Source organism: Brevundimonas sp. Br13, from assembly GCF_055391505.1.
Genome location: NZ_AP044008.1, coordinates 866316 through 878503, shown reverse-complemented (window position 1 = coordinate 878503; position 12188 = coordinate 866316). Strand labels below are relative to the sequence as shown.

Annotated in this window: 13 protein-coding genes and 1 tRNA gene; 6 read left to right on the top strand and 8 right to left on the bottom strand. The window is 68.9% G+C overall.

The features are described from left to right. Positions 1-3: 3 nt before the first annotated feature. The gene (locus tag ACZ5M6_RS04285) at positions 4-360 is read right to left on the bottom strand and encodes a thiol-disulfide oxidoreductase DCC family protein (RefSeq protein ID WP_054764622.1); all 357 of its coding nucleotides are present in this window, start codon (positions 358-360) and stop codon (positions 4-6) included. Between the two features lie 147 nt (positions 361-507). Here ACZ5M6_RS04285 and ACZ5M6_RS04280 point away from each other — a divergent pair, with 147 nt between their 5' ends. Beyond that, entirely contained in the window at positions 508-969 is a 462-nt protein-coding gene (locus tag ACZ5M6_RS04280; RefSeq protein WP_464159755.1) for a DUF3429 family protein, read from the top strand. A gap of 72 nt (positions 970-1041) precedes the next feature. Here ACZ5M6_RS04280 and ACZ5M6_RS04275 read toward each other — a convergent pair. After that, positions 1042-1116, bottom strand: a tRNA-Gly gene (locus tag ACZ5M6_RS04275). A 266-nt stretch (positions 1117-1382) separates the two neighbouring features. Next, the gene (locus tag ACZ5M6_RS04270; protein WP_054764620.1) at positions 1383-2165 is read right to left on the bottom strand and encodes an SDR family NAD(P)-dependent oxidoreductase; all 783 of its coding nucleotides are present in this window, start codon (positions 2163-2165) and stop codon (positions 1383-1385) included. 55 nt (positions 2166-2220) lie between these two features. On the opposite strand from ACZ5M6_RS04270, the gene ACZ5M6_RS04265 reads away from it, so the two are divergent. Further along, complete coding sequence (locus ACZ5M6_RS04265) at positions 2221-2619, top strand: YkvA family protein (protein WP_152949415.1); 399 nt, start codon at positions 2221-2223, stop codon at positions 2617-2619. Positions 2620-2775: 156 nt separating this feature from the next. On the opposite strand, the gene ACZ5M6_RS04260 is transcribed toward ACZ5M6_RS04265, so the two are convergent. Then, complete coding sequence (locus ACZ5M6_RS04260) at positions 2776-3777, bottom strand: NADPH:quinone oxidoreductase family protein (RefSeq protein WP_464160097.1); 1002 nt, start codon at positions 3775-3777, stop codon at positions 2776-2778. A gap of 142 nt (positions 3778-3919) precedes the next feature. Here ACZ5M6_RS04260 and ACZ5M6_RS04255 point away from each other — a divergent pair, with 142 nt between their 5' ends. Together ACZ5M6_RS04255 and ACZ5M6_RS04250 are read left to right on the top strand one after the other, a co-directional pair. Next, on the top strand, positions 3920-4792 hold the full coding sequence (locus ACZ5M6_RS04255) for an isoaspartyl peptidase/L-asparaginase family protein (protein WP_464159754.1): 873 nt from the start codon (positions 3920-3922) through the stop codon (positions 4790-4792). A 77-nt stretch (positions 4793-4869) separates the two neighbouring features. Beyond that, positions 4870-7737, top strand: coding sequence for a M16 family metallopeptidase (locus tag ACZ5M6_RS04250; RefSeq protein ID WP_464159753.1), 2868 nt, complete (start codon positions 4870-4872; stop codon positions 7735-7737). A gap of 104 nt (positions 7738-7841) precedes the next feature. Here the strand turns inward: ACZ5M6_RS04250 and ACZ5M6_RS04245 are convergent, their stop codons facing one another. The 3 genes from ACZ5M6_RS04245 to ACZ5M6_RS04235 form a co-directional block, all read right to left on the bottom strand. After that, positions 7842-8672 (bottom strand): S1 family peptidase, encoded by an 831-nt coding sequence (locus ACZ5M6_RS04245; RefSeq protein WP_183217508.1) that lies wholly within the window; start codon positions 8670-8672, stop codon positions 7842-7844. 19 nt (positions 8673-8691) lie between these two features. Continuing rightward, entirely contained in the window at positions 8692-9132 is a 441-nt protein-coding gene (locus ACZ5M6_RS04240) for a DUF350 domain-containing protein (protein WP_054764615.1), read from the bottom strand. A 69-nt stretch (positions 9133-9201) separates the two neighbouring features. Continuing rightward, entirely contained in the window at positions 9202-9534 is a 333-nt protein-coding gene (locus tag ACZ5M6_RS04235) for a metalloregulator ArsR/SmtB family transcription factor (RefSeq protein ID WP_054764614.1), read from the bottom strand. A 90-nt stretch (positions 9535-9624) separates the two neighbouring features. Between ACZ5M6_RS04235 and ACZ5M6_RS04230 the strand changes: the two genes are divergently transcribed. Both ACZ5M6_RS04230 and ACZ5M6_RS04225 read left to right on the top strand, forming a co-directional pair. Then, positions 9625-10536 carry an acyl-CoA desaturase gene (locus tag ACZ5M6_RS04230; RefSeq protein WP_054764613.1) on the top strand — a complete coding sequence of 304 codons (912 nt, stop codon included), beginning with the start codon at positions 9625-9627 and terminating at the stop codon, positions 10534-10536. Beyond that, complete coding sequence (locus ACZ5M6_RS04225; RefSeq protein ID WP_054764612.1) at positions 10533-10994, top strand: hypothetical protein; 462 nt, start codon at positions 10533-10535, stop codon at positions 10992-10994. Before ACZ5M6_RS04230 ends, ACZ5M6_RS04225 begins: the two co-directional genes overlap by 4 nt. Here the strand turns inward: ACZ5M6_RS04225 and rlmN are convergent. Next, positions 10966-12126: a dual-specificity RNA methyltransferase RlmN gene (rlmN, locus tag ACZ5M6_RS04220; RefSeq protein WP_464159752.1), complete on the bottom strand. Its 1161-nt coding sequence runs from the start codon at positions 12124-12126 to the stop codon at positions 10966-10968. The genes ACZ5M6_RS04225 and rlmN overlap by 29 nt on opposite strands. Between the last annotated feature and the right edge of the window lie 62 nt (positions 12127-12188).

The window sequence follows — 12188 nt, the reverse complement described above, 5'->3', positions numbered from 1 at the left end:
GGCTCACCCCGCCCTTCGCGCCAGGGCCTGAAGCCGGGGCCGCACCTTCAGAAACAGGCGATAGGCCGCCTCCAGCCCCGCCAGCACAATCGGCGACCGCGCCGCCAGCCCCAGGGGCCGCAGCAGGGGAATGGCCCGCCACATGGCCGCAAAGGCCGCCGCCCCCGACAGGATCCGCCCGTCCTCGCGTGCATGAAACCGGGCCAGCAAGGTTTCGCGATCCAGCGGGCAGGCGACATCCCCGTCGCCCGCCACATCGACGAATTCGATGACGCCGCGGCGATCCAGCCGTCGCATCAGGACGATCTCGCGGCGGCACAGGGGACAGGCCCCGTCGTGCCAGACGACCAGCCGGCTCATCGGCTTGGTTCAGAACAGGGCGCGGGGCGGGCTGAACGTCGGATCATCGGGGAGGAGAGCTTCCGGAGGGCGCGGCGCGCGGTGATCGTGATATACGAACCGGCGCCGGGGATCGGATTTGCCTCCCCGCTCAGACGCCGGATCGAGATGGACACGAACGCCCCCGCCCGCCTTCCCTCCCTCGCCCGCCAGCTGGGCTTCTCGGGCCTGCTGCCCCAGGCGGCGGCGGTCGCCCTGCTGGTCGGCGGCGGGGCCGAATTGCGCCCCCTGGCCCTGGGTCTGGCCTTTGGTTATGCCGCCCTGATCTTCAGCTTCCTGGGCGGGGTCTGGTGGGGACTGGCGGCGGCCGCGCGCGGCAAGGCTCCCGCCTGGGTCTGGGGCGTGGCGGTGCTTCCGTCGCTGCTGGCCCTGGCTGCGGCCTGGCCCCTCGCGTCGGGCGAGAGCGATATGGGCCTCTCGCTCGGCCCGCTGGGGGGCTTCATCGCCCTCAGCGTCCTGGTCGATGTCCGGCTGAAGGCCCTGGGCCTGACGCCCGAGGGTTGGCTGGGGCTGCGGCTACCCTTGTCTCTGGGCCTCGGCGCCCTGACGCTGGCGGCCGCCCTGCTCTGAGACATCGTTGGGTTTCAGGCAAAAAATCGGGGCCTGCCGAGAACGACAGGCCCCTGATTTTGCATCCCGACATGGAGCGGGCGAGGCGATTCGAACGCCCGACCCCAACCTTGGCAAGGTTGTGCTCTACCCCTGAGCTACGCCCGCACTCCGTAGGGAGCGATGTGTGCTCCCCGTCGAGGAGGGGGCGTATAGCGGAGGGTTGCGGCGGACCGCAACCCCTTTTTTTCGGCCTATCGCACTTCGTGCTGCTTGAGGCTGAGAGACCGCCTTTTGATCACGGCCGGAGCCCCTTCGCGCTCAAGCAGCGAGCCTCGTCATTCCCGCGAAGGCGGGAACGCATCGCGAGCGTAGCGCCCTTCCGCGCTCAAGCAGCGAGCCGCCGCGCGGCGAGCGATAGCGCGCTAAAGATGTCAGCGCGGCGCCAAACGTATGGCCCCGTCCAGGCGGATGCACTCCCCGTTGATATAGACGTTGCGCGCCAGCTCCAGCACCAGGGAGGCGTAGTCGGCGGGCGTGCCCAGACGGCTGGGGAAGGGGATGGCGGCGGCCAGGGCGTCCTGAATCTTCTGGTCCATGCCGGCCATCATCGGCGTCCACATGATGCCGGGCAGGATGGTGTTGCAGCGCACCCCTTCCTGGGCCAGGTCGCGCGCGATCGGCAGGGTCATGGCGTAGACCCCGCCCTTGGAGGCCGAATAGGCCGCCTGGCCGATCTGGCCGTCCTGGGCCGCCACCGAGGCGGTGTTGACGATCAGGCCGCGCTCGCCGTCCGCCATGGGCTCCAGGGTCACCATGCCCGCCGCCGACTGCGACAGGACGCGGAAGGTGCCGAACAGATTGACCCGCACGGTGCGTTCGAACTGGGCCATGTCGTGGGCCTTGATCTCGCCGGTGTCCTTCTTGCGCGAGACGGTCTTCATGCCGGTGGCGATGCCCGCGCAGTTGACGGTCAGCCGCTCCTGGCCGTGGGCGGCGCGCGCCTTTTCGAAGGCGGCGGCCACCGAGGCGTCGTCGGTCACGTCCACCTGGCAGAAGACGCCGCCGATCTCGGCGGCAATGGCCTCGCCCTTCTCGGCGTTCAGATCGAACAGGGCCACCTTGGCGCCCGTGGCGGCGATGGCGCGGGCCGTGCCTTCGCCGAGGCCGGACGCCCCGCCCGTGACCACGGCGGCGATGCTGCTGTCGAGTTTCATCTCGGTCTTTCCTATGTTGTAATGAACCTGAGTTTCGTTTGAGGATTTAGCGGCCATGACCGCCAAAGCCAAACCCGTCTCGCCCGAAGACGCCCTGGACCCGAAAAAGGCCCTGGTCCCCACCGTGGTGAAGGTCAATGAGGCGCGGGTGACGCGCGGCTTCTGGCCCAAGATCCAGCGCACGGCGGCCCGCATCCCCTTCGCGGATCAGGCCCTGGCCGCCTGGTACGCCGCCCGCGATCCCCAGACGCCGCTTCCGGCCAAGGGAATGATCTTCGCCGCCCTGGCCTATTTCGTCATGCCGGTGGACGCCATTCCCGACCTGTTCGCCGGCATCGGCTACACCGACGACGCGGCGGTCATCGCCGCCCTGATCGCCACCCTGGGCGCCAACATCAAACGCCGCCACCGCGACCAGGCCGAAGAAGCGGTTGAGCGGCTGAGGGGAAAGTAACCCTCTCCCCCTGCGGGAGAGGGAGACCGCGCACGGCGGCGCAGCCGTCGTCCTGGCGCGGTCGGGCGAGGGGTCGCGCCGGCCTCGCCGTTTCGCACAGACCGACCCCTCATCCGGCCCTTCGGGCCACCTTCTCCCGCAAGGGGAGAAGGGATTTCAGCTTTCCACCGTCACCACGATCTTGCCCAGGGCCTGACGGTCGCCCAGGGCCTTGATCGCCGCCCCCGCCTTCTCCAGCGGGAAGGTCTTGGACACGCGCGGCTTGATCTTGCCCTCGGCGTACATCCGCATCAGCTCGGCCATGTTGGCGGCGTGGCCCTTGGGATCGCGCGCCACGGCCGCGCCCCAGAAGACCCCGATGACCGAGACCGACTTCAACAGGGTCAGGTTCAGCGGCAGGGACGGGATCCCCGCCGGGAAGCCGACCACCAGATAGCGGCCGTTCCAGTCCATGGCCCTGAGCGCCGGCTCGGCGTAGTCGCCGCCGACCGCGTCATAGACCACGTCGGCCCCGTCCCGCCCGGTCGCCAGTTTGAACTCGCCGGACAGTTCCTTCTGCGCCGCCTTGTCCATCGGCCCGGTCGGATAGATCAGGCCGTTGTCGGCCCCCAGCGCCAGGGCGAACTCGACCTTGTCGTTGGTCGAGGCCGCGGCGACCACGCGGGCGCCCATGGCCTTGCCCAGCTCCACGGCGGCGGCGCCGACGCCCCCGGCCGCGCCCAGCACCAGCAGGGTCTCGCCGGCCTTCAGCTGCGCCCGGTCCTTCAGGGCGTAATAGCTGGTGCCGTAGGTCATGATCAGGGCCGCCGCCTCCTCGAAGCTCATGGCCTCAGGCATGGGAATGACCGTCTCGGCCCTGACCGCCAGCCGTTCCACCAGCCCGCCCCAGCCGGGCACGGCGATGACCCGGTCGCCCTTGGCCACGCCCTTGACGCCCTCGCCCACAGCCTCGACCACGCCCGCCACCTCCGCGCCGGGCGAAAAGGGCCGTTCGGGGCGGAACTGGTATTTGTCCTCGATGATCAGCGTATCGGGATAGTTGATCCCCACGGCCTTGACCTCGATGACCAGCTCGCCCGGCTTGGGCGTCGGATCGAGCACGTCTTCGACCACGAGAGTTTCGGGACCACCGGCGGTCTTGGACAGGACAGCGCGCATCATTCCTCCCTTGGGCCTACCGCGCTTAGCGCGACTTGAGGCCCGCTTGTGTTCGACCGACATGGCGCGGCCTTCATCCCGACGCTAAAGAGCGCCACGCCCGTTTGAAAGAGGCGTCCGAAACAAGGCTCAGGAAGACGACATGACCGCCCTCATCCTCCACGGCGGCGCCGGCGCCCGGCGCGAACGCAACTATGACGCCGAGGTCGCCCACATGCGCCAGGTGGTCGAGGCCATGAGGCCGCGTCTGGACGCGGGTGAAAGCGCCCTGGACGTCGCCACAGCCGCCGTCGTCATGCTGGAGGATTCCGGCCTCTATGTCGCCGGCAAGGGCGCCTCGCCCAATCTGGCCGGCGCCTATGAGCTGGACGCCAGCCTGATGGACGGATCGACGAAACGGGCCGGGTCCGTCGCCGCCCTCCAGGGCTTTCGCAACCCTGTCGTCGCCGCCCGCGCCGTAATGGAGCGCACCCCCCACGTCATGCTGGTGGGCGAGGGCGCGGCCCTGTTCGCCCAGGATCAGGGGCTGGAGCCCGTCGCCGACGAAGCCGCCTGGTATACGGGCGCCGGTCAGGGCGAGGACAATCATCCGCCCGGAACCCTGAGCCACGGCACGGTCGGCGCTTGCGTGCTGGACAGCCAGGGCCGTCTCGCCGCCGCCACCTCGACCGCCGGGGTCTTCGGCAAGATGCCGGGCCGCGCCGGCGACACCCCCATCCCCGCCGCCGGGACCTGGGCCGACGGCCACGCCGCGACCTCCTGCACCGGCCAGGGCGAATATTTCATCCGCGTCGCCGCCGCCGCCCAGGTGGCCTGGCGCGTCGCGGCGGGTCAGGCCCTGGCCGCCGCGGCCCAGGCCGTCATCGACGAGATCGGCCGGATGGGCGGCGACGGCGGCCTGATCGCCCTGGACGCCGCCGGCAACATCGCCGCCCCCTTCAACAGCCAGGGGATGAAGCACGCCTGGCTGACGCCGGACGGCGAGATCGGCGTTGAGGTGTTTGAACGACGATAATTACAGCTCGGTAAGGTGCATGTCAGCCGAGGGCTGATACGGTCTCATCGCCCGGCGCTCCGGGCCTGGAGACCCGCATGAAATTTCGCCTCACCGCCACCGTCGCCGCCTCGGCCCTGCTGCTGGGCCTCGCCGCGCCCGCCTTCGCAGCGCCGGCCGCCGCACTCGCGCCTGCGCCTGTCGCCGCCCAGGCCCAGCACGGCGTGGTCGTCCCGCCCCTGGGCTTCACCAAGCGCGTCCTGCCGAACGGGCTGGAAGTCTACACCGCCCGCGACGCCGACACCTCGAACGTGACGGTTCAGGTCTGGTACAAGGTCGGGTCCAAGGACGATCCGGCCGGCCGCTCCGGCTTCGCCCATCTGTTCGAACATCTGATGTTCAAGGCGACTAAGAACCTGCCGCCCGAGACCTTCGACCGGCTGACCGAAGATGTGGGCGGTTCGAACAACGCCTTCACCGCCGACGACACCACCGCCTATTTCGAGACCGTCCCCGCCAACCACCTGCAGCGGATGCTGTTCGCCGAGGCCGAGCGGATGGGCTCCCTAGTCGTGGACGAACCGACCTTCGTCGCCGAGCGCGACGTGGTGAAGGAAGAATATCGCCAGCGCATCCTGGCCAACCCCTATGGCCGTCTGTTCGGCCTGTTCGTGCCCGAGACCCTGTATCAGGAAAGCCCCTATCGCCGTCCCGGCATCGGCTCGATCGAGGAGCTGAACGCCTCGTCCCTAGACGACGTCCTGCGTTTCCACGCCACCTACTACCGGCCCGACAACGCCTATCTGATCGTGGCCGGCAATTTCGACCAGGCCCAGCTGGACCGCTGGATCGACCAGTATTTCACGCCGCTGAAGAACCCGGCCACGCCGCTGCCGACCAACAATGTGGCCGAGCCCGAGCCGACCGGGCCGCGCGACGTCACCTATTATGCGCCCAACGTCCCCCTGCCCGCCGTGGTGATCGGCTGGCCCACGGTCAAATACGCCGACGCCGACCGCGCCGCCCTGACCGTGCTGGACGGCATACTGTCCACCGGTGAATCGAGCCGCCTGTATCGTTCCCTGGTCTATGATCAGCAGATCGCCGCCCAGATCGGCTCGACCCCCGACTTCGCCCAGCAGGCCGGCAATCTGACCGCCCTGGCCATCATGGCCCAGGGTCATACGGCGGAAGAGGGAATCGCCGCCCTGAACGCCGAGATCGCCAAGCTGCGCGACGCCCCCGTCACCGCCGCCGAACTGACCGAGGCCAAGAACGAGATCGTCGCCGACGCCCTGCGCAATCGCGAGACGGTGGACGACCGCGCCTCGGCGCTGGGCTTCGCCCTTATCAACACCGGCGACGCCGCCGCCGCCGACCGCGAGATCGCCCAGATCCAGGCCGTCACCGTCGCCGACGTCCAGCGTGTCGCCCGCAAATATCTGACGCCCCAGCGCCAGTCGACGATCCGCTATCTGCCCGCCGACGAACAGAACCCGCCTTCGGTGCAGAAGATGAACGTCGACGCCCCCGTCAAGGTCGCCGACCTGGCGCCGGCCGGCGCCCCGGCGGTCCTGCTGCCGGAGGCCCAGCGCACGCCTCTGCCGCAGCCCGGCGCGGAAGTGGCCCCGGCCACCCCCGCCGTCGCCGACTTCCGACTGGACAACGGCCTGCGGGTCCTGGTGGCCCCGACCGACGGCGTGCCGCTGGTCTCGGCCCGCCTCAGCTTCGACGCCGGCTCGTCCGACGACCCGGCGGGCAAGGCCGGAATCGCCGCGATGACCGCCGCCCTTCTGACCCAGGGCACCAAGACCAAGTCGGCGCCCGAAATCGCGACCGAGATCGAACAGCTGGGCGCCTCCATCGGCGCCGGCGCGGGCGTGGACTTCACCAATGTCTACGCCAACGCCCCGGCCAACGCCTTCCCCCAGACGGTCGCCCTGATGGCCGATCTGGTGAAGAACCCGACCTTCGCCGCCGAGGAGCTTGAGCGCCAGCAGGCCCAGACCCTGGACAATCTTCGCGTCGCCCTCAGCCAGCCGGGCTCGATCGCCGGCCAGGCCGTGGGCCGGGTCGTCTATGGCGACGCCCCCTACGGGGCGCCGGGCTCGGGCACGGTCCAATCGGTGCCCGCCATCACCCCGGCGGACGTCGCCGCCTTCCACGCCGCCCGCTATCGCCCCTCGGACGCCACCCTGGTCTTCTCGGGCGACATCACCCCCGCCGCCGCTCGCGCCTTGGCGCAGCAGGCGTTCGGCGACTGGCGTCCGGCCGGCGCCGCCCCCGCCGCCGTCGCCGACCCGGCCGGTCAGGCCCTGGCCCCGCGCATCGTCGTGGTGAACCAGCCGGGCGCGGGTCAGGCTGCGGTCGTCGCCGCCATTCGCGGCGTGTCGCGCACCGACGCCGACTATTTCCCGCTCACCCTGGGCAACACCCTGCTGGGCGGCGGCTTCTCGTCGCGGCTGAACCAGGAGATCCGCATCAAGCGCGGCCTGTCCTACGGGGCCGGCTCGTCCCTGGGCGCCCGCGCCGATGCGGGCCTGTTCACCGCCTCGACCCAGACCAAGAACGAGACCGCCGACGAGGTGGCCGATCTGATCCTGGCCGAGATCGCCAAACTGGGCGCGGAAACCCCGACCCAGGCCGACCTGGCGCCGCGCCGGGCCACCCTGATCGGCGGCTTTGGTCGGTCGCTGGAGACGGTCGACGGCCTGGGCGCCCTGGTCGCCAACCTGGCCCTCTACGACCTGCCGATGAGCGATCTGGCCGACTACGCCGGCCGCGTCCGCGCCGTCACCCCCGAACAGGTCCAGGCCGCCTTCGCCGAACACCTGCCGGTCAATCGCGCCAGCCTGGTGATCGTCGGCGACGGGTCGCTGTTCCTCGACGCCCTGCGGGCCAAACACCCGAACCTGGAGGTCATCGAGGCGAGCGAGCTGAATCTGAACAGCGGTTCGCTGAAGTAGGGGTGAAGTGAAAAGTGCTGGTGCTAGTGAGCAGAATGGAAGGCAGCCTCGGCTTCGTGCGCCCCTTGCTCACTAGCACCACTCACTAGCACGGATGGCCTCTCTCAAACCGACAGACACACCACCTGCGCCACCCGCAGATCGCGCCTCAGCGCATCCGCGACCCGGCCGTAGTTGTCGATGGTCACCGGCTCGCCCAGCGCCGCCTCGTCCGCCCGCTGTTCGCCGCGAATGGCGGGGGCGAAGGATTCAGGGGCCGTGGTGTAGATCCGGCCCCGGCGCGGCGCCTCGGCGATGGTGACGCCCAGCACCCGCCCGCGCCCGTCCATCACCGGCGCGCCCGACAGTCCCGACAGGGTCCCCTCCAGCCCGTCGGTGCGCCCGACCTCGGCCCAGGCCAGAACCGGTTCGTCATGGGCGCCGCGGCCGAACACCTTCAGGGTCTCGCGCCCCAGCAGGCGCGAGGTCACCTCGCCCGCCCGCCCCTGGGGAAAGCCGGGGTGAAAGGCGCGCTGGCCCTTGCGCAGCGGGGCCTGGACCGCGACCGGCAGGGCGGGCGGCCCGCCTTCCGTGAGCAGCAGGGCCACGTCGGCCCGGGGAGCCAGGCGCACGTCGGCCGCCACCGCCCGACCGCCGCCCACCACCAGGGCCGGCCGACGACAGCCCTCCACCACATGGCGGGCCGTGACCCAGCGACCGCGCCCGGCGATCGAAAAGGCGGTGCCGGATTTCGGCGTAAAGGGCGTGTCCGGCGCGTCCAGGGTCACGGCCGTGTCGAAGGGGGTGATGGGGCCCAGCAGGGCGCCCTCGATCTCGTCGGGGGGCGGCGGGGCGGGCGGGGCGTCGGCGTTTTCGCGCCGGCCCAGCGAGACCGCCAGCAGCACGCCCGCCACCGCTCCGTAGATGGCCCAGTCCGGCAGGCGGGGGAATTGCATGACGCGATCCGTTCGCCGCTCAGCCGGTCAGGGCGGCCGACAGGATCAGGGCGGTCGCCAGCTTGGCCCCGACCAGGACCACCGAGGCCGCAACCTCGCCGTCCTTGATCCGCTGCGGCAGGCCGTGCAGCATCAGGTCCACAACCCGGAAGGCCAGCAACTGCAGCACCAGGGTCGCCACGCCCCAGATGGCCACATCCCGGACCGAGGTCGAGACCGACAGGGACACCGCCAGCGGAATGGCCAGACCCACCAGAATTCCAGCGAAGGCCACCGCCGCCGCCGGATTGCCCTCGCGGATCAGGGCGATCTCCTTCCACGGCGTCAGCAGGGCGTAGACCGTCGCCCCCGCCGCCAGCAGCAGCAGGGTCACGATCAGGTGCGTGACCATGACCGGAAAGCCCGAGGCGAAAGCCTGCACCTCGGCGCTCGACAGGACGTTCGTCAGTGAGGGGTCCATGTCTCTACGCCTTGCCCGATTGCCGCCCCAATCCGCAAGCGCGGCGAAGCAACACCTTGTGACGAAAGATTACAGGCCTGCGTCATCCGGCTTGTTCGCGCGCGCCTTGGCCAGGGCCGCGCTCTCGCGTTTCAACGGCTTGGCGACCGGGCACACCTCCTGGACATAGCCGTTCAGGGTGTTGGTCAACTGGTCCGGCGCCAAGCTGTAATGGACGTACTGGCCCTTCTTCTCGCTGGTCACCAGACCCGCGACCTCGAGCACCGACAGGTGTTGGGACACCGCCGGCTTGGAGATCTCGAACTTGGCCGCAATCTCCCCGGCGGTCAGGTCCGCGTGGGCCAGATAGGCCAAGATCTTGCGGCGGACGGGACTGGAAAGGGCTTCGAACACGCGTTGCATGGGCGGTATTTAAGCGATTTGCTAAGCGCTTGCCAGCGGGTCATTTCAATGTTTAAGTGATTGCCTAATTACCTACGAAGGGAGGCCGACATGGACCACGCTGATCCCTGCGCCGTGAACAGTCTCGTCGAGACGCCCGGCTGCAGCCCGATCGAAGGCCGTGTCGTCTGGGACCCGCGTCACTCGCTGTGGAACGGCGCCATGTTGGCCGCCGCCCTGATCTTCGGCGCCAAGACCTTCAGCCTCGCCGCTGTCGCAGTCTTCGTCGTCGTGACAGGGACGACGCTTCTGCTGGGCCATTCGGTCGGATTTCACCGTCGGCTGATCCACGGCAGCTTCGATTGCCCGCTGTGGCTGGAGCGCGTCTTGGCCTGGTTCGGGACCCTGGTCGGCATGAGCGGCCCCTTCTGGATGATCCGCACCCACGACATCCGCGACTGGGCCCAGCGCCAGACCGACTGTCACGACTATCTGGCGCACCGGCGGCCGATGGCGGTCGACGCCTGGTGGCAGATGCACTGCCGGCTGGTGCTGGAACGGCCGCCGCAGTTCGAGCTGGGCCGGATCGGCCGCGATCCCTTCTATCGGTTCCTGGAACGGACCTGGATGCTGCAACAGCTTCCTGTCGCGGCGGCGCTGTGGCTGATGGGCGGCTGGGGTTTCGTGGTCTGGGGCGTCTGCGCCCGGGTCTCGGCCAGCGTCATCGGCCACTGGTTCGTCGGCCATCTGGCCCACCGTCGCGGTCCGCAAACCTGGCTGGTGCGCGAGGCGGGCGTCCAGGCCCATGACGTCCCCTGGGCCGCCATCCCCACCATGGGCGAGGCCTGGCACAACAACCACCACGCCTATCCCGGCTCGGCGAAGATCGGCCTCTACCCGGGCCAGAGCGACTGGGGGTTCCGGTTCATTCAATTGCTGGAACGGCTGGGTCTGGCCTGGGATGTGCGGACGCCGGAAAGCATGGGTCCGAGACCTCTAAACAGAGTTGTGGCTAAGATATGATCAAGTCGATGTCGGATCGGCTTGGTACGCTCATCATTGCAAACGTCCTTGCCGCAAGCACCACAGCTGGAATGTCGGCCATAGGAATGTGGATCAGCATAATCGTTTCGCCCGGCGAAACTGGCTTGGGCAACGCCCTGGGCGGGGGACTTCTGTTCGGGCTGCTCGCAGCCCTCTACGGCTTCATAATCTCTTTCCCGGTCTATCTTGTTGGCCTGATCGTCGTCGGAATTCCAACTTGGTGGATTCTGCATAATTCAGGCCGAACCAGCGTAGGCGCCTTCTCGATTACGGCCGCAATCGAAAGCGTTATCGCGGGCGCAATCGTCTTTCGGCTTCTTGCCCCGGGCACGGAATTAGCCGCCCCACTGTTGGCGATCCCAGGCGGGCTGGCCGGATGGATCATTTGGAGGCGTAGTTACAGGCCGCTCACGCCGCCGCCTGCTCCGCCTTCCTGATTGCGCTCGCCCGCAGCTTCTCGCTCTCGGACTTCAGCTGGCCGCAGGCGGCCAGGATGTCGCGGCCGCGGGGGGTGCGGATGGGGCTGGCGTAGCCGGCGCGGTTCAGGATGGCGGCGAAGGCCTCGATCGTCTTCCAGTCCGAGCACTGGTAGTCCGTGCCGGGCCAGGGGTTGAACGGGATCAGGTTCACCTTGGCCGGTATGCCCTGGATCAGCTTGACCAGGGCGCGCGCCTCATCCGGGCTGTCGTTGACGCCCTTCAGCATGACATATTCGAACGTCACCCGCTTGGCGTTGCCCAGGCCCGGATAGGCGCGGATGGCGGCCATCAGCTGGTCCAGCGGATATTTCTTGTTCAGCGGCACCAGGACGTCGCGCAGCGGGTCGTTGGTGGCGTGCAGGCTGATGGCCAGCATGGTCCCGGTCCGCTCGCCCAGCTCGGGGATCATCGGCACCACGCCCGAGGTCGAGACGGTGATCCGCCGCCGCGAAATGGCGATCCCCTCATTGTCCGAGATGATGTCGATCGCGTCCGAGACGTTGTCCAAATTGTAGAGCGGCTCGCCCATGCCCATGAAGACGATGTTGGACAGGCGGCGGTCTTCCTTGGGCGACGGCCATTCCTCCAGGTCGTCGCGGGCCACCTGGACCTGGGCCACGATCTCGGCGGCGGTCAGGTTGCGGACCAGCTTCTGGGTGCCGGTGTGGCAGAAGGTGCAGTTCAGGGTGCAGCCGACCTGGGACGAGACGCAAAGCGCCCCGGCCCGACCGACGTCGGGGATGTAGACGGTCTCGATCTCTATGCCCGGCGCCGTGCGGATCAGCCATTTGCGCGTGCCGTCCTTGGACACCTGGCGTTCCACGATCTCGGGACGGGCCAAGGTGAAATGCTCGGCCAGTCTGGCCTGCATGTCCTTGGCCACATTGCTCATGGCCGCGAAGTCGGTGACGCCGTAGTGGTGGATCCAGCCCCAGATCTGGCTGGCGCGCATCTTGGCCTTTTCGGGCGGGCAAACGCCCGCATCAATCAGGGCCTGGCGCAGGCCCGCGCGCGTCAGACCGGACAGGTTGACGGGGGCCTTCACGGCCGGCGCGTTCGAGACACGGGAAAGATCGAGCGTAATGCTCAAGGCGGCGATCCTGGATGCGGTTTAGCCCGCCTCTATAGCACAAACCCCGGCAATTGCATGAC